Genomic DNA, 23,013 nt, shown 5'->3' on the forward strand with positions numbered 1-23,013 from the left:
GCACGCCGCCAGCGTTCGTCCTGAGCCAGGATCAAACTCTCCAATAAAGTTTGATTGCTCATTTGTTCAAAAAATTAACGTTGACGCTTTTGCTTTGTTTAGTTTTCAAAGAACATTTTTTTGTTACTACCGCTCAGAGGCGACTTAACTAATATAACATTTCTGCTTGCTTATGTCAACAACTTTTTTTAATGTTTTTTAACACGATGTTGTTGTTAACAGCAACAGATAATAATATATCATCTATACGATTTACAGTCAACACTTTTTACGGAGAAATTTAAAATCTATGAGATTTAATTTCTACTTACACCTTAGTGATCAACAAAAGCCCGACCTTGTATCCGTATTATATCGCAACACCATTAGGCAAGCATTCCTAATATACAATATATAACGGAAGGTCGGACTTCTTATCAAATACCGTTTTCACATAAATACTTTCTAGTTGTGTACGTGTTTATTTCTTAATACGTAAATCAGCAATTAATGTGAAAACAGCCTTTTTATATAATACGATGCTGATTTCATGATGCATCACTTTGCTGATTAGAAAATCTACATCTATAATATGAAACTATTAAACTAAAAATACGAAATAAAGTACAAATACGATAAATAATCCGTACATAATTGGATGTATTTCCTTCGCTCTACCCTTTATGATCATCGTAATTGGGTAAAAAATAAATCCAACTGCGATACCCGTTGCAATACTGTATGTTAATGGCATTGCTACAAGTGTTAAAAATGCTGGTACAGCAATTTCAAATTGATCCCAAGCAATTTTTCCTAAAGAAGAAACCATTAAAATACCAACAATAATTAATGCAGGCGCAGTTACCTCAGCTGTTACAACATTTAATAGTGGAGAAAAGAATAACGCAAGTAAGAAAAATCCTCCAGTAACGATAGATGCGAATCCTGTTCTTCCTCCTGCTGCTACCCCTGCTGATGATTCAATATAAGAAGTTGTCGTTGACGTTCCAAGAACTGACCCTACTACTGTTGAGGCAGAATCAGCAAATAAAGCTTTACCTGCACGAGGCAACTTGTTTTCTTTCATTAGTCCCGCTTGATTCGCAACCGCGACTAAAGTTCCAGCAGTATCAAAGAAATCTACAAAAAGGAAAGTTAAAATAACTAATAGCATTTGTTCAGTAGCTATGTTCGTTAAATTAAATATTGCTTCTCCGAATGTAGGCTCTAAGCTTGGTACTGCCCCAACAATTTTATCCGGAGTATCTATTAAGCCAAAGATCATACCAGCAATTGCAGTCAAAGCCATACCATAAAAGATGCCACCATTAATCTTTCTTACCATGAACATAACAGTAATAACAACACCAAAAATCGCTAGTAATGTTTTACCGTTCGTTAAGTCACCTAGACCGACTAAAACAGCATCATTATTCACAATGATTCCAGCATTCTGAAAGCCAATAAATGCGATAAACAAACCAATCCCTGCTCCAACTGCATGTTTTAACTCGGCTGGAATTGCATTAATAATCGTTTCACGCACACCCGTTAATGTTAATACAATGAAAATTAACCCTGATACAAAAACTCCAGACAACGCTGTTTGCCAAGGTATCTCATAAGTAAGGATCACTGAAAAAGCAAAGAAAGCATTTAATCCCATACCTGGTGCTAATGCAATCGGATATCTTGCAAGAAGCCCCATTAGTAATGATCCTATCGCAGCTGCTATAGCAGTAGCAGTAAATACAGCACCTGCATCCATGCGTAATTCGTCTGGATAATCAGGAATAGCTCCCAATGACAACGTGAAAGGATTAACAGCTAAAATGTACGCCATAGATAAAAATGTAGTTAACCCAGCAATAAATTCAGTTCTATAGTTCGTACCTAATTCCTGAAACTGAAAATATTTTTTCATTATATATACCTCTCCCTTATGAATGATATCGCCATATATTTGTAATAAAATACGCCCCCTAACTACTAGGGGGCGTTGACATATAGGAATAAAGAGAGAAAAGGAAATATAGACAAATAGCAAACTCCAACAACATATAAGCATAAATCAAAATATAAGTTCAATTATTGGATTGTTTGAAGTTACTATGTCCATACAATTTCATCAATTTATACCTCGTAGTCAAGCCATTTACGGTAGCTAGGTAGAAACTTTTAGCCCATATCACTAAAAATATACGACGTATTTTTACAAAATTCGGTCCTCGTTTATTCTAACAACCACAATTGAGCATGTCAATAAAAAACACGAACATTATATAAAAAATGTTCGTGTTTGTTCGTGATTAATACTAATTCTCTTTAAGTACCTTACTTAACAAGTATTCAGTGTAAATATTTACTCCCACTCAATTGTTGCAGGTGGCTTACTAGTAATATCATATACCACCCTGTTTACATGATTCACTTCATTCACGATTCTTGTTGATATCACTTCAAGAACCTCCCAAGGTATGCGCGCCCAGTCAGAAGTCATACCGTCAATCGATGTTACAGCCCGTATACCGATCGTATAATCATACGTTCGTGCATCTCCCATTACTCCAACACTCCTGATATTAGGTAACACAGTGAAATATTGCCAAATATCTCTATCCAAGCCTGCTTTTTTAATTTCATCACGTAAAATAGCGTCGGATTCTCTCACTATTTCTAATTTATCTTCCGAAATTTCTCCAAGAACTCGAATACCTAACCCTGGCCCAGGGAACGGTTGACGCCAAACAACTTCATCTTTTAAACCTAACTCTGTTCCAAGTGCTCGTACCTCATCCTTAAAAAGTGTATTTAACGGTTCAATAAGTTCAAACTGCATATCTTCAGGTAGTCCACCTACATTATGATGAGATTTAATCGTTTGAGCCGTTGCTGTACCACTTTCAATAATGTCAGTATATAAAGTCCCTTGTGCTAAATAGTCAATACCTTCCAGCTTTGCAGCTTCATCGTCAAAGACGTAAATAAATTCGTTTCCTATAATTTTTCTTTTCTGCTCTGGGTCGGATACGCCTTGTAACTTCTCCATAAAACGTTGTTTCGCATCTACTTTAATGACGTTCATATGGAACCCTTCACTAAATGTTTTCATCACGCCTTCTGCTTCATCTTTGCGTAACAGACCATGGTCGACAAAAATACATGTTAATTGGTCACCGATTGCTTTATGGATTAACACTGCTACTACAGAGGAATCCACTCCACCGCTTAATGCACATAATACTTTTTTATCTCCAACCGTCTTGCGAATTTTCTCAATTTCCATTTCAATGAAGTTCTCCATTGACCATAGCTCTTTACAATGACAAACTTCAAAAACAAAATTTTTCAAAACATCATTACCATATTCAGAATGCCTTACTTCTGGATGAAATTGTACTGCATATAAATGACGAGACTCATTGCTCATCCCTGCAATAGGACACGATGGACTAGTTACATCAATTGAAAACCCTTCAGGTGTTTGAGTAACTAAGTCGCCATGACTCATCCAAGCTACTTGCTCTTTCGGCAAATTTTGAAATAGGGTTGAATCATTTTGAATAGAAATCGTTGCCTTACCATATTCACTATGGGTTGCTCCTTCAACTTTTCCACCGAAATGTTTTGTCATTAACTGCATTCCATAACAAATCCCTAATACTGGAATGCCTAATTCAAAGATTTCCTCATCACAATGATAAGCATTTTCATCATATACGCTGTTTGGCCCACCAGAGAAGATTATCCCTTTTGGGTTCATCTTTCTTATTTCTTCAGCTGTAATTGTATGCGGGTGTAATTCACTGTAAACACCCAATTCACGAATTCGTCGCGTAATTAATTGGTTATATTGACTGCCAAAATCAAGTACTACAACTATTTCTTCATAATGTTGCAAGCTTATCACCTCAATAGAATTTTTCAATCAAGTATGTTGTCTTTATCGTTTTTCAAAATCAAGGTAAAATATACCTTATGATATTGACAAATATACAGATCGTAACACAGTAGCTATGATAAATCTTCCAAAATTCAGCCTTCACCATATAAATAATTATCATATGCGATCAATGAGCACAATGATTATTTAAGGTGATGATATCTTTACTTCATAAAAAAGGCTATCTTCGCATTCATTGTTGCATTTCGTAATAAGAGCTAAAAACGATTATTTTCTTCTCAATAGACTATAACAATCTTTTAATACACATCAGCAACTCAAATATAAGTGAAAAAGCGACAAAGTTTACGAAAAGAGCCTAAAAAAACTAGAATCCCCCCTTTATTATATAAAGGCAGAAATTCTAGTTTTTTTGTACAAATAGAATTAACTGCCTTCATAGTCAGGTTATTATCGGTAACCCGGTAGAGACTCTCGAACCTTATTATCAAGGATATATGAAGGAAAAAAATACGCTGTATTTAATTGGCTGGATTTTTTCACTGCCAAACAACAAAGTTGTAGCAATAAAAATTCTCCATCTTATAATTTACACTATTCTATCAACCTACTACTACTTGGTCAAGATGCTGTCTTTTTAATTAAATTTTCCCATAATTCTACCGACTTTTCCCATTCGTCTTTTGCATTATCTTTGCGATATAATGCTCTTTCATAGCTTTTCGTTAGCTCTGTCATTTGTTGATGACCAAAATAAGAGTCGATATACCTTGCATAGGCTCTTAATGTTTGTCCCTCTTTGCGCCCAAGCCCATATACCGCTAACTGCTTTAGCAGTGCTGCATATGCCTTAAAGTAAACAACTTCATCCCTTCGGTTTTTATATAATAAAATCATCACACTCGGATACCATTTTAATCTAGTTTTTCTTAATATGAAGAACATGAGGGTCGCAGTAATAAGGACAATAACTATAGGCTTCCATGGTATTGATATATTAGAGCTACTTTCCACTTCATATTTATTTGCTTCCTCTTCTTCTACTTCCTCTTCTTGTAATAGCTCTGGCTGTTGACTTTGAACTTCAGGTACATGAACCTCAGCAGCATCTCTATTAATATCTCGTCTAAAATCATATGGATTAGTAAAACCTTTTGTAGGCTCAAATGTAACCCATCCAATCTCTTCGAAATACACCTCAACCCAAGAATGTGCATTGTTGTTCGTCACTTCATAAACGTCATGTTTAATCTTTTCTCCATTCGTAAAACCCTTTACCCATCGTGCAGGAATATCCAATGATCGTAATAGCACAACCATCGATGTAGAAAAGTTATCACAATACCCCTTCATCGTCTCAAACAAAAATTGATCAACATAATCTTCTTCTTCTCCAGGAATCGCTACATCCTCTGTTTCGTATTGAAAATTCACACTGTCAAAGTACGATTCAACAGCCTTCACTTTATCATATTGGGTTTCCTTACCTTCAGTAATTTCTTTTGCTAAATCACGTACTCTTGTTGGCAAAGTGTCTGGTAGTTGTAGGTACTTGTAGATAAAACGATTTGATTCATCATATGGTTTCGCATTTTGTAAGGCTTCAACAGAATACTCGGGTAAATTATAGAATGTCGTATAATACGTTAAACTGGTAATCTCTGAGTCTCGCTCAACATATAATCTTTCAGTCGTTTGGTTGAACTCAAGAGGTACGCCCTCGATTGATGTCAGCCCTAGCGGATATACGATATATGGTTGTTGTTTCATCATATTTATTTGTGCTTCTGCAGGAGTTTGTTCAACACTCTCGAAAGACCACCAATCACCATACACCTCAATTAATCTATCAAATGACCGTCGTCCAGAGCTTTCAGATGAAACCCAGCCCTTTCCGGTATAGACATCCTCAGTTTCTATTCTCCAATAATGCTTCTCACTTGCTTCTACCGTAAAAACAACCTCATCATCGGGAATAAAAGGGCCGCCTAACTGTGAACTATCTGATGAAAACCCAACCTTTTTCACACCACTACCGGTTCCATCATTACCTAGTACATACGATTTCAAATAGGGTACAGGGTCAGGCCATTGAGGTTCAGCTTTCGGAACGAGAAAACCGACAAAAGCAGATACGGCAACAATAGCAAATGTTGGTAACAACCATTTGAAGAAAAAATCTCTTCTGTTGTTATTTAACAACTCCGTATCAATCGTGCGCTCATAATATAAAAAGCTTATCATAATTAAACCAACAACCAATATACGCACAATGGCATGTTCTGCTTCATATGGTGTAAACGTATCAATCACGGTTGTATATATAATTGTTAAAACAAAAAAGGTAAATATACGTTTTTGGTGCACAATCCAATAATGCATCAAGTAGCACATCATCCACAGCAAAATGAAAAATAGCAGACTTCGAAAATAACCTGTCATTTCTGTCCAATTACCGTCCAAAGCCATGGATATATTATATGATATCTCTTGATATATGAGATTTATCAACTCAATTTGAAAGAAGCTCCCGTCTTGGTAGGTCGTATGGAGCATATAAAACATGATTAATCCAGTAATAAGTAGTGATAGCCAAAAACGAATACGAAAATATAGTAATAGAAGACATATAACTAAAAAGACAAGGAATAATGATATACTTCCAGTATCGGTAATGAGAGTCAATGGTCTGAGCCACTCCCATAACAGAAAAAGGCTAAAGGCGTATAAAACGATGTTCCTCATGTTAAAAAGTTCATCTTGACGTATCATGGTCTACCCACCTCATTAAACACATCTGTGAAACGTTCACCATATATAATCTTTGGTAGGATACGATTCTTTTCAATGCTTTCAATTAATTGAAGCTCCTCTGTTGATGGTTTAGCATCATTATCTTTAACAAGAATAAAGATGATGCTAGCGTTACTTAAAGCCATTCGTTTCATAAATTGCATCATTTCTTCGTTAAGGTGTGTAGAAATAAGCATAATTGACACTGATCGATGGTATTTTGCTATTTCACTTTCTAACTGCGCAGTAAATGCCACTTCCTCTTCGGCCTTGACTCTTGCTAAATGATGCTGAATTTGTTGCTTTTGAATTCCCCCACTTCCTAAGGGAATCTCTACGTTTTCTTTTCCTATAGAGATAAATCCGATTTGCGATCCTCTTTGTAATATTGCATTAGTCACCGAAGCTGCAAATGTAACCGAATGTTCAAATGCTACAGAACGTGACCGATCGAAAAAAACGACAATATCGTTACTTTGTTGTTGCTCAAATTCCTTTGTCATAATCGTATTTTTTCTTGCTGTCGATTTCCAATCAATCCATGAAAAGCGATCACCATTTCTATATTCTCTTACACCTGTTGTAACAGCTGTTTCACGATGAACCTTCAAATGTGAAGACGTCATACCTTGTTCAAATTGGTTTTCGCCTTGAGAATAGATCATATCAATACACTTCGGATAAACTAATATTGAGTGTTCAGCAATATAGTTTCGCTCTTTTTCAATTAACCCAAGAAAATCACCTGTTTTAACTCTTATGTTAGACAGTTTAAATTCTCCTCTTGGAATAGACTCAATAATATATTCATACGAATAACTTCTCTTAAACCATGAAAAAACAATAATCTTTGATCTTTTTGATTGTATAGCATTGAGTAATGATGCTGGTAAGGTCTCTTCTATTAAAATATATAATAGCGGAAGTGGATATTTACGTCTTATCGTAATTGTTCCCGTTAGTTTTTCTCCTGCGATAAACTGACTTTGATTAATAGTACGTTCCACCTCAAAGAATCTGATAGGGTATATTGCTAAGATGAGAGAATAACATACAAACGGTAAAAAACTAAAAAATAAAAACCAACTAACGAAACCACCCTGAAACATCGCATATACAAATATACCTGCTAATAATAGAAGTACCAAAAAGAACTTTCCGAAAAACAGCACAAAATTATTTACCTTTTTCATAATTACCTCAGCGATCTTTGACGTTGAATAGGTATACGTGTTCTTTTAATTACTTGTTCAATGATATCCTCTGTACTTAAACCTTCGAACTTTGCTTCCGATTTTAAAATAATGCGGTGAGAAAGAACAAACTGTGCTAAATATTGTACATCATCAGGTATGACGTAGTCTCTATCATGGATAAGAGCAAATGCCTGACAAGCTTTCATAAGCGCAAGCGAACCCCTTGGACTAACTCCTAAATACGTAGATGTATGATTACGTGTCCCTAAAACAAGGTCAACAATATACTGTTTCAATTGATCATCCACGTAAACTTCCTTCGCTTCATCTTGTAGTTGGCTAAGCTCTCCTAAATTTATCACAGACGTTAACTCATCTATCGGCTTACTTTTCTCTGCTCTTGTCAACACTTCGATCTCTTCTTGCACAGTTGGATATCCCATTTTCATTTTTAGTAAAAAACGATCAAGTTGTGCTTCAGGTAGTGGATAAGTTCCTTCATATTCAATTGGGTTTTGTGTTGCCATAACGAAAAATGGCTTTGATAATGTCCACGAAACCCCATCAATAGTTACACTACCTTCCTCCATTGCTTCTAATAAGGCTGATTGTGTTTTTGGTGATGTTCGATTAATCTCATCTGCTAAAACAATATCTCCCATAATAGGACCTGGTCGAAATTCAAATTTCATTTCCTTTGGATTATAAATAGAAACCCCAGTTACATCAGAAGGTAATAAATCTGGGGTAAATTGAATACGTTTAAAATCTGCATTAACTGATTTTGCAAGAGAACGTACCATCATCGTTTTACCCACACCAGGTACATCCTCTAGCAACACATGTCCCTCAGCTAACAGAGCAGTTAAGCTTAAGATGGTAATGTCCCGTTTTCCTATCATTACTTTTTCAATATTTTCAATAACTTTATTCAGTACTGGATGAAACGTAGCAGCAACTTCCATATTTATCCCCCTGTAAAATAAAATGTTTGATATCTATGATTCGACAATAGATGATGAAATCCTACTATTTACATATTCTATAAAAATAGCTATCTAAGTTCAAGACAATGACAATAATTCCATTATAAAGGAAGTTGTTATTTACTAGCTAGAAATATCCATTTGGTAATTAGTTTCCTTGTTGAATAATGTAATTAATGACCGTGTTATTTTCGTAATAAAATGAATGTTTCTGTCTTTCTTAACATATATATCTTAGATACATTTTGATAAAAGGAGCTGAGGAAATGAACCCTCAAAATACTCCACTATATTTGTTTGATCCATATGTTTATCAAGCCTTATCTTCTATCCGCGGAACAAATGTCGTAGTTCAAACAACACAAGGTTCATTAAGAGGTATTTTACAAACAGTTATGCCCGATCATATTGTCATTGAAGTTAGTAAATCACCATTTTTCGTGAGAACCCAGCACATTGTTTGGATATCGCCCACTCAAGGTTAAAAGGAGGCATTACCATGTTTAAACGACTTAACCGTTTGCAAATTGCTCTAACTATACCTGAGCACGGAGATGCCAACGCTGCTGCTGCAGTCCAAGAATTACTTGGAGGTCGCTTCGGTGAAATGTCAACGCTGAATAACTATATGTATCAGTCCTTCGGCTTTCGTAATAAATCTAAGTTTAAACCCTTTTATGATCTTGTCGCTAGCATTACTGCTGAAGAGTTTGGGCATGTTGAACTGGTGAACAACACAATAAATTTATTGTCAAGAGGCATCACTTTTCCAGGAGACCCAAACATAACACCCCTTCAAAACGGCTTAAATAAACGAAATACGTACCAATATATTGCTACAGCGCAAACAGCCTTACCAGGTGACTCAATGGGCAAGGCCTGGACAGGAGATTACGTGTTTAATAGCGGAAACCTCGTACTTGATCTATTGCACAATTTCTTCTTAGAACTAGGTGCCCGTACACATAAAATGCGTGTATATGAAATGACGGATCATCCAACAGCGCGGGAAATGATTGGCTATCTATTAGTACGAGGAGGCACACATGCACTCGCATATGCAAAAGCATTAGAAATTGCAACAGGAGTTGATGTCAAGAAAATGCTCCCAGTGCCTGATCTAGACAATTCAAAATTTGATTATGCTAGAAAATATGAAGAACAGGGATTGAATAACATCTTATACACATGGAGTGATACAGACTATAAAGACATTAATAAAATTTGGAAAGGTACTAACCCTGAAAATGGCGAGCAATTAGCAGTCATAGAGGGTACACCTGAAGGCGCACCAATACCAGACTTAGATGATATGCCAGAAGAATTTGCGCCAGGAATCGATAGAGATGATTATGAACGAATTGCTAAGAAGTTGATGGAGAATTTGTAACATATTATAGAGATTTAGAAGTTGGGGATTTTACAAGGCTGAGAAAAAAGCAATGAAAATGATTTTCTCTCAGCCTTTTTTAACAAGAAAAAAACTCCTAAGTATTCTAGGATTGGCACACACTGTTGTTTGACCACTTCCATGAATCTTGTACAAACAAAGGAGACAGTATAGCAAGAAGACTATATTCACCTTCATCGATATAATGATATTTTTTCCTCAATTATTTATCCAGATTAGTCTTCCCATAACACTTTGCATATATTTCTTCAATATTTTCATTCGTTATTGGCGTTCTTTTATGTATTGAAGGAGATTTATTTTCATAGCTTTCTATTAATATCTTGGGTATTTTTGATATTAATCCACATTGAAAATTTGTTAAACAATATATTGCTTTTTTGAATTCCTCTAATTATATATATAAGCCTTATTAATACATGCTCTTTATTTAACTTATCTAATATAATTACCTTACCATAATCTGCTATTGCTTTCCTTAAGTCTCCTTCCTTTTAATGTAGTGTTGCTCTGTATTCAAACGTACTTATATCTTTTTCATTTAATTCAATAACCTTATCATAGTCTAAAATTGTTTTTACATAATTTTCTAGATTTATTTTCATATAAAACTGAACTATATTTATATGCAACATCGTTCTCAAATCTTTAAGATCGGTCATCAATAAATACATTTTCCAAATTACCTAAACAATCAATAAAAAAAACTCAAAGCAGAGCCCCGAGATTTTTTTATAATCACTTTCAAATTGACTTAAGATTGCTAAACTACATAATAGATATAACATTCGATAATTCAACTATAAATATTATCCTATTAATTGCTTTTCACTTTGAGCACTATTTTTTTCAACCATTTTATAAATAAAGCTTGAATCACCAGGATGTCCTTGTGCCAATATTTTTTTATCTTTCCTTACGTACATGGCATAAGGAAAGCTATATACACCCATTTTGTCAAAAAGATTTTTATCGCTGACGTAATTTAAACCTTCATTTTTAAAATGATCGTAGTATTTTTGATTTTCTTCAGATTCACCTCTAGAGACAATCATTGTAAAAACATCTTTATAACCATTTAAATCATTCTTCAAGTCAGGATATAAAGATTTACATGCACTACAATTTGGTGAGATGAATATCAAAAGAAGATCTTTTTCTAAGTTATTATCTATATTTAGAGTAACTTCTTTGTTTAAATCGGATTGTAAAACCATATTAGGGATTTTTTCAATTTGTTTATTACGAGGAATACCCATTTTCATTGACTCTACAAATTGTATATACCTTCCAATCAACTTAAGCATTCTAATATTGAGAATAACAAGTGAAAATACTATTATAAACAATACAATTATTAAAATATTCCAAGTCGTTCCCATTTTTAAAGACCCCTTTCTAACGAATCTATTTTTTTCATGCTTAATCTATATTCTGAGAATAGGTAGTAAAAATTTGCTAGAAGAATACTCGAGAATATAAAAGGAATTAAGTTAATACTCCATTTTATTTGTACTGGAAAGGTCGCCATTAACACCAAAATAGCAACGAAAAACAAATTCCTTATAACAATACCAGTAGATAATTCTTCTGAATTTAAAATACCTCCACACCCACAGTTCATTTTTTCTTTGCTGTTTACTAGATGGACGATTATACCCAGGGTATACAAAATTAATAGTACGCTTGCAGCATATAAGGTTAAGGTATAATTTATATTGAATATAAACCCAATTGGAATACTTACCTCCACAAAAATAAGAAAAATAAGCAGCACATGAACAGGGATTTTTTTTAGAAATACTAAAGACTTAAAAATACTTGCATGCTCTTTAAATTTCGTTACTTTACTGAATGCTGTAGATAAAAACAAGATTATGAAGAACAATTGACAAATTAATGATAGGTTAACCATACAATCACCCATTTAGATTTTTATTTGTACCAATCTAATTGCATTTGATACATCTGAGCATACTCACGATTTAAATTCATTAAAGTTTCATGACATCCTTCTTCAATAATTTCTCCATTTTGCAATACAAAAATCTTATCAGCTAATCTTGCAGAGGCCATCCTATGAGAAATAAAAATGCCTGTTTTATTATTCGTTAGGTTATCAAATTGATTATAAACTTCTAATTCTGCTTTTGGATCAAGAGCTGAGGTTGGTTCATCAAGAACAAATATTTCTCCCTCTTTATATAATGCTCTTGAAATTGCAATCTTTTGCCATTGACCTTCTGAAAGATCTTCTCCTTCTAAAAATATCTTCCCCAAAATTGTTTCTTCTCCATCTTTAAGGTTTTTAGTAATTGAATCAACACCTGACATACTCATTACTGTCTGTAATTTTTCATCATCAACTAGGCTATCTAAAATTATATTACGTTTTAAAGATAAATTATACTTCATGTAATCTTGGAAAATTACTGTGATTTTCTTAAAGAGTTCTGATCTATCAATATCGTTTATATTAATTCCATCTACTAAAATTTCCCCTTTATTAATAGGGTATAAACCCATCAAACAATAAATTAGAGTTGTTTTCCCAGAGCCGTTTTGACCAACGATAGCTATTTTTTCTCCACACTCAATTTTAAAACTTATATTCTTCAACGCTTGTTGCTCACTGTAAGGATATTTAAATGAAACATTTTTAAATTCAATACTAGAATTGAAACTAAATGGCCTATTTTCTTTTGATTCATTTAGTTCATAATTAGAATCTTGAAAATCCAAAAACTCAAAAAGATCTCTAATATAAAGACTATCACTGTATATTTCACCTATATTGTATGAAATATCAATTAGGCTTCTTTCGGCAGCTTGCACTGATTGAAGAACACTTACAAAATCCCCTATTTGGATTGATTTATTTCTTACAAACTTCAATAAGAAAACACTTACTAGAAAATATAAAGCTGATGACAACACATTAATACATATATTTGCAAACTCTCTAGACTTTATAAGAGTTAAATATTCTTTACTAATTTTTTTAAATAGAAATGCCCATCTATTAAGAAAGAAATCTTTAAGATTAAATATTCTTATCTCACTTGCACTGACACGATTAGTAAGTAATGCTGAGAGATATGCTTGCTCTCTTGCTTTAGGAGTTTGGTGTAAATGCATTTGAAATTCCATCTTACCGTATTTTACTCTTAAGTAAATAATTGGTATGACAATTACCATTACAATCACTATCAGTAGCCAATGGTATGAAATTAAAAAGATAAATAAGCTTGTAAGAGTAATTATTCCTTCAAAGATGTTCAAAGTAGACACTACAGGTGACATCAACCTAATTCCTTTATTATATTGAATTCTATCTAGATGATTATGAAACTTTGCATTTTCAAAAAATGCTAAAGGAGACCCGACTGACTTTTCTGATACCATCTTTTCCAAAATATAATCAAGTTTTTTTTCGTACTTTGAATTTACATATAACTTAATATTTCCAATAGATTTTTGGATAATAAGTACAATTAATTGTAGAAATAATAATAGCCAAAGTTGGTGACTATTAATATCATTATCCCCTCTTAATACGGATGATATAAAGTTAATAATTTCCTTTGATAGCCAAACCGTAATAATTGGCACAAACCCTGTAATGATTGCGAAAATGAGAGACAGTAATACCCAATACTTTGCATATTTAAAGACAAGATAGAATGATCTTTTATAATAGTTATTTTTCATGATGTCTCCTCTAACACATAAAAAGATTAATTTACAAGAAAAAAGACTGATAATTACTTATGTTAATTATCAGTCTTTTTTCATACTAGTTAATAATATGAGTGCACTCAATAGTTATATATTAACTAATTAACTGAGAAAGCTATAGATATTACGTTAGATGTAATATACAATTATTTGATTCTTGTGCAGAAACACACTTTTCTTCCTTCTGAAGGATCCCAACCACAAATCTGGTAGAATCCACATTCACATCTCTCGTCAACACATTCACCTTGTAATTTAGAATTTCCTGATAAAAGATTTGCTAACTTTGCTAACATTTAACCGACTCCCCTCAAAGATAATGTTTTTCTAATGAAGCTCGCGAGTTCTTAGAATTTTTCAGTAGACCAATAAGATAAATTTAGATAAAAAAGAAAAAATTTCCTTTAATACTAATTAATCCTATAAAGTCTACTAAATAACAATTTAGTATATTTTTACTATTTAGTCAACAATTTATTTCAAAATTTTCAATAAAATTGTCGAAATTTACTTTTTTTTCTTTCACTGAATTATTACCCTAATTTATTTTTGTTAAATAGATATTATTCTGTTTTAAAGAAGGAGCTTAACTGTTCTAGCTTATGAAAAATAGGCATGAGAAAAATTATATAAAACTTATACTATCTCTACCTTTTTAGTTATTTAAGCTCCCATTCATGTTAGGATTTATGAATCTATTTATTTACTTTTACTAAGAAAGGGTTTACAATTTCTCTTACTTTAGCTTTAATAGGCTCTCTGTAGCTAAATTCATGGTTATACGATCTGATACGTGATAGGCTAAGATTTCACTGGTCGATCCATCTTTAATAGTGGACAAATAGGCTTTCTGACCCCTTACGTAAAATAAATATGTGATATCGGTTAGAGGAGTACTTTTCCAGGGACTTACTTAAATTGTCGGTCCAACAGATTGGGTACAATCCTATGTTCTTGTGTTGCTTTCATCATTCGTCTATAAGAGTTTGCCTTTCTAATATGGCATATAATGGCGGCTGCTTCTTCATTATTCGTCGTATAAGCTTCAAATTATAGACAACAAAAATGTACCCTATAAGAAGACTTTTTAAAGTGCTTATTCTATAGGGTACATTTTAGTAAAAGGCGGTACTAAATGTTACAAGGTGACTAAATATATACTAATGTAACTTATGTACTCCCTACCCATTTGGTGTCGTTAGGGAGCTAATAAACGATTAAATACCTCACTGTATTTTATATTATGAAAAAATATTTTTTTTAATAACCTTTTAGGCGGTCTGCAGACATTTACAGCATTCAAAAATACTATATCATTAACGGTTATGTCACTTGTTGCAGCTTTCTTCCTCTAGGTTAATCTTTGGTTGTTCACATATGTTTCTTTGTAAAACTTTGATCTCACTAGAAAAAAAATACAACATTAGCTACTTATTTTGATTAATTTTCGAAAAGTGAAATGCCATTAGGACGTCCTTGTATGTTTCTTATTCATGACCCTTTTTTCTATTAAGTTGGTATAAAAAGCAATTGAACCCAAAAGGCATGAATAGATTGTGAAGACTGGTAAAATTCCTAATATGTTAACTGAAAATAGATTTTCATGCCCTTCTGTTCCCGCACTTTTTTCAGCACCTAAACTCGGACCACTAACTAACTCCATCGATACAACAGTCAATTTAAATATTTGGACGAACAAGAAAATTGTCCCAATAAGCAACAATATACGTAAAATTTTTATCCGAGAAGGTTTACGAAAAGAAAATAGCTTCTTTAATTTAGGGTATTGGCTTCCAATTTGTTTGATCCATTGCCAATGTAATCCTAAATGAATACCAACTATAAGTAATCCGAGGATTGACAAAATAATATGAAGAGCAAGCCAATTTATGCTTGTGAAATATCTAAAATTAGGAAAGATAACCTCGGAAATTAATAATCCACTTACCATAATAAACAACATATCTAACAACAGGGTTATATTTAATAAGTATGATAGTAAAGCTTTTCCTCTTATTCTTTTTGAAAGTATTTTTTTGCTCATACCAATGATCCAATCTTTGTTTAAGAATAAATGAATAATTAATGCTACCGCCAATAAAATACTAGCTATTTCATGAAATGCTACACTGGTGATAGCTGGAGCAAATAATAAGCTAAATGTAATTGCAATTAATAAATCAAAACAAAATTTAAAACGATTCTTTTTCATTTTCAATCCTCCTGAATAACACCATTAATTATATTAACGAAGATCCTTCAATTCACTAATTATAAATTTTTTAATATCATTCTAATTGCTGTTGAACAGTTTACGTCATGTTCCTTTGCATAATTATTAAGTTTTTTAAAAGACTCCTCATCCAATCGAACGTGTAATGGAAAACTAAGTTTTTCTGACTTTTCTTTTCTAGGCCTTCCTCTTTTGGTTCTCCTATTTCCTTCTTCATCCATCCAAGCCTCTATCGTAACAGTGCCATACTGTTCAATTACCTGTTGACAATTATGCTTATCCCACAGATCTTTCGCTTTCTTTTTATAAATGATAGATAGCTGAATTTCTTCATCACTTAACCCGATAAACTTTGCTTTCTTATAGAATTTTTCTTTCAACAATTGCTCTAATTCTTCGTATGAGGAAAAGGTTATTTGATTCATTTAAACACTCCTTTTTTGTAGCACAAAAATCCTAAAAACATTATAGCATTTTTTGTGCTACAAAAAAATAAAAAGGAAATATGTAAATATTTCTGTCCAAATAGTAAAGGTACATTAAAGGGATTTTTGCTGATTTTATCAACCTTTTATTTGAATTCGAGAATTTTCAGTAACGGCTCCTATTTTATCTCATTAACTCTTCCCATTCTCGAAAGCCTTTTTTATATTGCTTACGTTGTTTCACACTTCTGGTTGAATTTGATAGAATTTAACTTAAACATTTTTCACAGCCTTCATTCAAACCATCCTCTTTTAACAACTAAAAGAGGACACCAACCACACAACTAAAATGCTGCAATGATTAGTGCCCAACTGTTGTCAGATAGGTATATAGGCTTCTTCTTTTCTTTTGTAATCTCCCAATCCGCTATTTTCCCATTATGAGTGTTGAATTTACCGGATGGATCTAACCTCATCTAAGTGGCTTTGCTTGTTCGATCATTAATCTTGTTGTACTTATGAAATTACTTAACGTAGTTTATTGGCTTATATCAATATCTTTAATTTTAGCGACTCGATTCACTCCTTAACTCTTTTTCAAAGCTCTATCTTTAGTAAGCAATCATATCTACTGTTGCCAGCAAATTTTATTCACCCTTACCATTCCTTTATCGTTAAACAAGGTATATGTACATGCTGGACAGTTAGTTCGATAAACTTCACCTTCTTTTATTATGTGAACATCCCTATCAAACATAATCTATGGGTACCATTAACCTTTATTCCCAAATTCAAAGGAGTGATAATATGAAACGTGGTATTCTGTTTTGGATTTTGGATTCTTCACCAGCATGAGTATTGGTTGTTTTGTTGAGCAACTTCTAAATCTTTTGTTATAACTACTGATGCGCAAGATAATCCGTCCTAAATTAAAATCATTGTGTAGAAAAGTTTTATAATATGGTCATACAGCTGCGATTATTAACAAAATACCTATTTTCACAGCAATTTTCTTTTTCATACCTATTTTAGTTAATATAGATTGAAATTCATCACCAAAACACCTAATCCACTTGTCAATTCATAGACTTCATAATTATTTTTCATGATTTGATTTTCGGTCTTAATTGCTGTGCGCTAAAATTAACAGGTCCATTAAGGTTTATGGCTGGGTTATTTGCAAAACCAGTTAATCTATAAGTAGCACATTGATAACTATTAATTTTATCAATCGTTTGAGAAGATGTTATACTAATATCTTCTCCGCCACCTTCAATTCCTCTGATTGACCTATGAATAGTGGTATCTCCTCTCAATACTTGATGAGTAAATTCATCACCACCTTGGTTGTTTAATACAAATGTCCAACTTAGCAATACAATATCACCAGGTTTTAAGTTATATAGTGTTAACAGTGCAATTGTTGTAGGATAATTTGAATCAGTTGAAAGAGACCCTAAGTCCACATCGTTTGTTGCAGGAATATGAAATTGAAAGTCAACTATCTCAAAGCCTTCGCCATTACCTCTACACAATTGGTTACTCATTCCGTCATCTCCCTTAAATATTTTATTTATATATATGGCTGTCTAGATATTATTGTGTGGGGAGATGTCTGTAAAAGTTGTAATATAAAACTATCGATGTGTAGTTAAATTCAATTTGACTATATATTCATGCTTCTTAGATTCAAGTCTTTCACAATAACTCTTGAGTTTTCATAACACTTTACTTATACCTCCCCAATTTACTCGCTGCTTATTTTGTTTAATATAAATTTTATGTTTTTGGTAATAATACACAAAAACACTTTATCTTTACACAAGTTTTAACTGGAGGTAATTATGTTCGAAATCATTGAAAATATAAGAAATTTGTTAGTCAACTCCTATTTCACCAAAGGGTTAATTTACCAATTTTTTATTTCGTTTGTTAAATTTTTCGTTCTTTATTGGATAATAAAATTAGCTATTATTAACGGGATCAAGGAATCCAAAAATAATGAATAATAAATAACTCCTTCTATTAAAAACACCTTAAATTGGCTTACGAGGTGTATTAAAAATAGCTGTTTTTCATTTAAGAAATAAACACGTTTCAACTAGCGTTCGTGGCATCTTTTCTTCTGTACAACGATGACTTTAAACTCACTGTTTAATGTCCTGATTTGGTAACAATAGCAACAAAGTTAACAACAAGGACCTTTATAATTTACCAAACATAATTACTCAGGAGTTTTCTAAAACCCTCATTCATTAAGATAAAAACTCATTCCGTTACCGCTACTATCCAACTGCTTTTCCCGCCATCTAATGTTATTTTTACCCCGGAAGGGAAGTTTGCTTATGTGTTTGAAGTGCCCTCTTAATCAAAAATCAACAATTCTCCTCCACTTTAGTAACCACTATATAACATAGGATTTATAAGCTAAAATTATCCACAGGATAATCCACAAGGTCTTGATTAACTCCAATATCCCTCGAGGTAACTGAAGGTCATTACTAAAAAGCATCCTAGACTATTCCCATTCTAGTTGACTGTGTTTCTATAAAAAATGCCTCTCTAAAAAATGATATACTTTACAGCTCATTTTAACTGTCGTGCTTCGTTTATTAAGATAATCTTAAGAAATATCTACCCATAATATTAAGAATTGGACATTACAATACATTTAAAATCAAAACTAAAACATATTAAAGGAGTCTTAATTATGAAGAAAATCATTGTAGCAACAGTGGTTGCTTCTACTATTGCATTTGGAAGTGTAACAGTAATTACTTTAGCTTATAACAACAATTTTTTTGATCGAGTAAAAGGTGTATCTAATCAATTTTCTAAAGATAAATCTCTTTGGATGTATGATTATGAGGGCTTAAAAACTTTCGATGGCAAGCTAGTGATAAAATTTGATGGTGAAAGTGGAATTATAGATTTACAAGGAAATCAAATAAATAAGGATAACTACTACCGTATACTCGGAAAACAGGGCTTTAGTATCATAGGATATGAAGGGGATGATCATTTACCTGAAGAAGAAATGGTAAAACGGAGAATAAGCGCTTTTCGTGTAGAAACAGCTGGCAAGACTCAAGTCGAAATTAACCAAGAAATCATGGAAGGAAAATCACAAATTAGTCTATATAGGGAAGCGCATAAATTAGGAATTAACTTTGAAGGCAAATCATCAGAACAGTTGTTAGCAGAAATAATGGATATACGTAAAAAAAGAACATTTGAAATATACGATGAGTATTATACTGCTGAAGATTACAAATCAACACTAAGGATGGCAGAAAAAAATGGGATTGAGACAGATTGGAAAACTCTTCGCCAAATAGAACAAGAATTACTTAAATACTTACCTTCCATCAAGTCCTTATGATGTAAGTAACACTATATAAATCTTGTTTTTTAACTTATTATCTCAAATTAAACTATTCACCACCTAATCATACGTGTATTTTTATTTAGTAAACACAACTTACCTTTTGTTTACTAAACCAATCACAAGTTAGACATGAAAACAGAATGAGGTGATTATTAAAAATTTCAGGACTAAATACTAAATTATCTCCGCATTCTTTAAGACATACACACACGTCTTTACTTGCAGAAGCCGGTGTAAGTTTATCTGAAATTATGGCAAGGTTAGGTCATAAAGATGACGATACAACTAAAAATGTCTACTTACATATTACTGAGACAATGAAAAAAGAGGCTTCCCAAAAGTTTGCTCAACTAATGGAAAACCTCTAACTTTTCAGGGGTCAATGTGACTGTTTCGTGACTGTTCACAATAACAATCAACACTAACCCACTTTTATCAAGGGTTTGAGGGGCAGATTACATCATGCCGCCCATTCCACCCATGCCGCCCATGCCGCCCATGTCAGGCATAGCAGGTGCGCCACCTTCTTCAGGTTGGTCAGCTACTACAGCTTCAGTTGTTAAGAACATTGCTGCAACAGATGCTGCATTTTGTAATGCTGAACGAGTAACTTTTGTTGGGTCTACGATACCAGTATCGATCATGTTAACCCACTCGCCAGTTGCTGCGTTGAAGCCTACGCCAACTTCTTCACGTTTTAGACGATCTACAACGACAGATCCTTCTAAGCCAGCGTTGTGAGCGATTTGTCTAATTGGCTCTTCAAGTGCACGTAAGACGATATTTACACCAGTAGCTGTATCTCCGTCAGCTTCAATTGCTGATACTTTGCTGTGTACATTTACTAGTGCAGTACCACCACCAGAAACAATACCTTCTTCAACAGCTGCGCGCGTTGCATTTAAAGCATCTTCGATACGTAGCTTACGTTCTTTTAATTCAGTTTCTGTAGCTGCACCAACTTTGATTACAGCTACGCCACCAGCTAATTTAGCTAAGCGCTCTTGTAATTTTTCTTTATCAAATTCAGAAGTTGTTTCTTCTAATTGTGTACGAATTTGGTTTACGCGAGCTGCAATTTTATCAGATGCTCCAGTACCTTCAACAATTGTTGTATTTTCTTTTGTTACAACAACTTTTGAAGCACGACCTAATTGAGCAACAGTAGTAGCTTTCAAGTCTAATCCTAAGTCTTCAGTGATTACTTCAGCACCAGTTAGGATAGAGATATCTTCTAGCATTGCTTTACGACGGTCACCAAATCCAGGAGCTTTAACAGCTACTGCATTAAATGTACCACGAAGTTTGTTTACTACTAGTGTAGCTAAAGCTTCGCCTTCTACATCTTCAGCAATCATTAAAAGTGGTTTACCTTGTTGAACAACTTGCTCTAATACAGGTAACACTTCTTGGATATTAGCAATTTTCTTATCAGTGATTAAGATATATGGATTTTCTAATACAGCTTCCATTTTATCTGAATCAGTAACCATGTATGGAGAAGCATATCCACGGTCGAATTGCATACCTTCAACAACTTCTAATTCAGTTGCGAAGCCTTTTGATTCTTCAATAGTGATAACACCATCATTACCAACGCGTTCCATAGCTTCTGCAATTAATTGACCTACTTCTTCATCAGATGAAGAAATTGCAGCTACTTGAGAAATTGATTCTTTACCTTCAATCTGTTTTGAGATTGCTTTAAGCTCTTCAACTGCAACTTTAGTAGCTTTCTCAATTCCTTTACGAACGCCCATAGGGTTTGCACCAGCAGTTACGTTTTTAAGACCTTCAGTAATCATTGCTTGTGCTAAAACAGTTGCTGTAGTAGTACCGTCACCAGCTACATCATTTGTTTTACTAGCTACTTCAGCAACTAGCTTTGCACCCATGTTTTCAAATGCATCTTCTAATTCGATTTCTTTTGCAATTGTAACACCATCATTTGTAATTAATGGAGAACCAAATTTTTTCTCTAATACTACATTACGTCCTTTAGGTCCTAATGTAACTTTTACAGCATTAGCTAGTGCATCTACACCACTTAGCATAGAACGGCGTGCTTCTTCGCTAAATTTAATATCTTTTGCCATATTGTTTTACCTCCTCAAATTTTCCTAATCTATTAAATAATGTTCAATCCGTATGCTGTTGAACATCACACATTATGTTAAGTACAAAGGTGGATAAATTTAGCTAAGTACAGCTAAAATATCGCTTTCACGTACGATTAAGTATTCGTTACCGTCAGATTTTACTTCAGTACCAGCATATTTTGAGAAGATGATACTATCACCTACAGCTACTTCAAGAGCTACACGCTCACCGCTGTCTAATACTCGACCAGAACCAACAGCTACAACTTTTCCTTCTTGAGGCTTTTCCTTTGCAGTATCCGGTAATACGATACCACTTGCAGTCTTTTCTTCTGTTTCTTCAATTTGAATAACAACACGATCACCTAATGGCTTTAACAAGTGAAACAACCTCCTCAAATAATTTAAATGGTATTATTTTTCAATATTCTTCTATTAGCACTCGCTATACTTGAGTGCTAACACAACTATTATATTAATGAATCTCACATGTTTTTGCAAGTCTAAAGCAGAAAAAAATTCCTAATTTCATATATACCCCATAAATAGACAAGTTCTCCCTTGTATAACCACAACATTCGTCTACTTTTATAAGGCTCTCTTCGTAAACTTTATTGTTATTGTGACCAGCATAAAACCATAGAAAGTGTTTTGTTCGGTTGTCACTCTAGTTAAGTACTTGGCAAAATCTTAGTATAAAAAACATCATTTATATCAACAGCGCCCTATGTCTAGGACCTTGTAGAATTAATATTACTACTGTTGGTGTATTGGAGCGTTAAGTAGGTTTTACATGCTTGAAATAAAATGTATAACTTCATATGTAAATATCCTTATCATCTGACCCCTTAAAATTATGTC

Annotated in this window: 16 protein-coding genes, 2 pseudogenes and 2 riboswitches; of the genes and pseudogenes, 4 read left to right on the forward strand and 14 right to left on the reverse strand. The window is 33.3% G+C overall.

The features are described from left to right. Positions 1–580: 580 nt before the first annotated feature. The 5 genes from SLH48_RS20995 to SLH48_RS21015 form a co-directional block, all read right to left on the reverse strand. The gene (locus SLH48_RS20995) at positions 581–1,903 is read right to left on the reverse strand and encodes an NCS2 family permease (RefSeq protein ID WP_214484475.1); all 1,323 of its coding nucleotides are present in this window, start codon (positions 1,901–1,903) and stop codon (positions 581–583) included. Positions 1,904–2,102: 199 nt separating this feature from the next. Further along, a riboswitch (purine riboswitch) is annotated at positions 2,103–2,204 on the reverse strand. A gap of 137 nt (positions 2,205–2,341) precedes the next feature. Next, positions 2,342–3,880, reverse strand: a complete 1,539-nt coding sequence (gene guaA / locus SLH48_RS21000) for a glutamine-hydrolyzing GMP synthase (RefSeq protein WP_214484474.1) — start codon at positions 3,878–3,880, stop codon at positions 2,342–2,344. A 422-nt stretch (positions 3,881–4,302) separates the two neighbouring features. Then, a riboswitch (purine riboswitch) is annotated at positions 4,303–4,404 on the reverse strand. 100 nt (positions 4,405–4,504) lie between these two features. Next, a complete protein-coding gene (locus SLH48_RS21005; protein WP_320259710.1) occupies positions 4,505–6,655 on the reverse strand; it encodes a DUF3488 and DUF4129 domain-containing transglutaminase family protein in 2,151 nt (716 codons plus the stop codon). Beyond that, positions 6,652–7,869: a DUF58 domain-containing protein gene (locus SLH48_RS21010; RefSeq protein WP_320259711.1), complete on the reverse strand. Its 1,218-nt coding sequence runs from the start codon at positions 7,867–7,869 to the stop codon at positions 6,652–6,654. The genes SLH48_RS21005 and SLH48_RS21010 overlap by 4 nt, the downstream gene beginning before the upstream one ends. 2 nt (positions 7,870–7,871) lie before the next feature. Next, positions 7,872–8,837: an AAA family ATPase gene (locus tag SLH48_RS21015; protein ID WP_214484471.1), complete on the reverse strand. Its 966-nt coding sequence runs from the start codon at positions 8,835–8,837 to the stop codon at positions 7,872–7,874. A 287-nt stretch (positions 8,838–9,124) separates the two neighbouring features. Between SLH48_RS21015 and SLH48_RS21020 the strand changes: the two genes are divergently transcribed. Beyond that, the gene (locus tag SLH48_RS21020) at positions 9,125–9,343 is read left to right on the forward strand and encodes a YuzF family protein (protein ID WP_320211409.1); all 219 of its coding nucleotides are present in this window, start codon (positions 9,125–9,127) and stop codon (positions 9,341–9,343) included. A gap of 14 nt (positions 9,344–9,357) precedes the next feature. Then, positions 9,358–10,248, forward strand: a complete 891-nt coding sequence (locus SLH48_RS21025) for a manganese catalase family protein (protein WP_320259712.1) — start codon at positions 9,358–9,360, stop codon at positions 10,246–10,248. 830 nt (positions 10,249–11,078) lie between these two features. On the opposite strand, the gene SLH48_RS21030 is transcribed toward SLH48_RS21025, so the two are convergent. The 7 genes and pseudogenes from SLH48_RS21030 to SLH48_RS21055 all read right to left on the reverse strand — a co-directional run bounded on the left by SLH48_RS21030 (position 11,079) and on the right by SLH48_RS21055 (position 18,212). Beyond that, complete coding sequence (locus SLH48_RS21030) at positions 11,079–11,651, reverse strand: thioredoxin fold domain-containing protein (RefSeq protein WP_320259713.1); 573 nt, start codon at positions 11,649–11,651, stop codon at positions 11,079–11,081. Positions 11,652–11,653: 2 nt separating this feature from the next. Continuing rightward, positions 11,654–12,196, reverse strand: coding sequence for a MauE/DoxX family redox-associated membrane protein (locus SLH48_RS22565; protein ID WP_413785449.1), 543 nt, complete (start codon positions 12,194–12,196; stop codon positions 11,654–11,656). Between the two features lie 8 nt (positions 12,197–12,204). Next, positions 12,205–13,980 (reverse strand): ABC transporter ATP-binding protein, encoded by a 1,776-nt coding sequence (locus SLH48_RS21035; protein WP_320259714.1) that lies wholly within the window; start codon positions 13,978–13,980, stop codon positions 12,205–12,207. 766 nt (positions 13,981–14,746) lie between these two features. Continuing rightward, a pseudogene (locus tag SLH48_RS21040) lies at positions 14,747–15,098 on the reverse strand (IS3 family transposase); the annotation flags it as partial. 374 nt (positions 15,099–15,472) lie between these two features. Next, complete coding sequence (locus tag SLH48_RS21045) at positions 15,473–16,219, reverse strand: DUF4405 domain-containing protein (RefSeq protein ID WP_320259715.1); 747 nt, start codon at positions 16,217–16,219, stop codon at positions 15,473–15,475. Between the two features lie 59 nt (positions 16,220–16,278). Next, positions 16,279–16,665 (reverse strand): hypothetical protein, encoded by a 387-nt coding sequence (locus SLH48_RS21050; RefSeq protein ID WP_320259716.1) that lies wholly within the window; start codon positions 16,663–16,665, stop codon positions 16,279–16,281. 1,103 nt (positions 16,666–17,768) lie between these two features. After that, positions 17,769–18,212 (reverse strand): hypothetical protein, encoded by a 444-nt coding sequence (locus tag SLH48_RS21055; protein WP_320259717.1) that lies wholly within the window; start codon positions 18,210–18,212, stop codon positions 17,769–17,771. A 1,163-nt stretch (positions 18,213–19,375) separates the two neighbouring features. Here SLH48_RS21055 and SLH48_RS21060 point away from each other — a divergent pair. Beyond that, entirely contained in the window at positions 19,376–20,047 is a 672-nt protein-coding gene (locus SLH48_RS21060; protein WP_320259718.1) for a hypothetical protein, read from the forward strand. 155 nt (positions 20,048–20,202) lie between these two features. Then, positions 20,203–20,421, forward strand: a pseudogene (locus tag SLH48_RS21065) (tyrosine-type recombinase/integrase); the annotation flags it as partial. An 87-nt stretch (positions 20,422–20,508) separates the two neighbouring features. On the opposite strand, the gene groL reads toward SLH48_RS21065, so the two are convergent. Together groL and groES are read right to left on the reverse strand one after the other, a co-directional pair. Further along, positions 20,509–22,149, reverse strand: coding sequence for a chaperonin GroEL (gene groL / locus SLH48_RS21070; RefSeq protein WP_320259719.1), 1,641 nt, complete (start codon positions 22,147–22,149; stop codon positions 20,509–20,511). A gap of 99 nt (positions 22,150–22,248) precedes the next feature. Continuing rightward, positions 22,249–22,533: a co-chaperone GroES gene (gene groES / locus SLH48_RS21075; protein ID WP_320259720.1), complete on the reverse strand. Its 285-nt coding sequence runs from the start codon at positions 22,531–22,533 to the stop codon at positions 22,249–22,251. Positions 22,534–23,013 lie beyond the last annotated feature (480 nt).

The sequence above is a fragment of the Cytobacillus sp. IB215316 genome (assembly GCF_033963865.1).
Lineage (GTDB): Bacteria > Bacillota > Bacilli > Bacillales > SM2101 > Nanhaiella > Nanhaiella sioensis.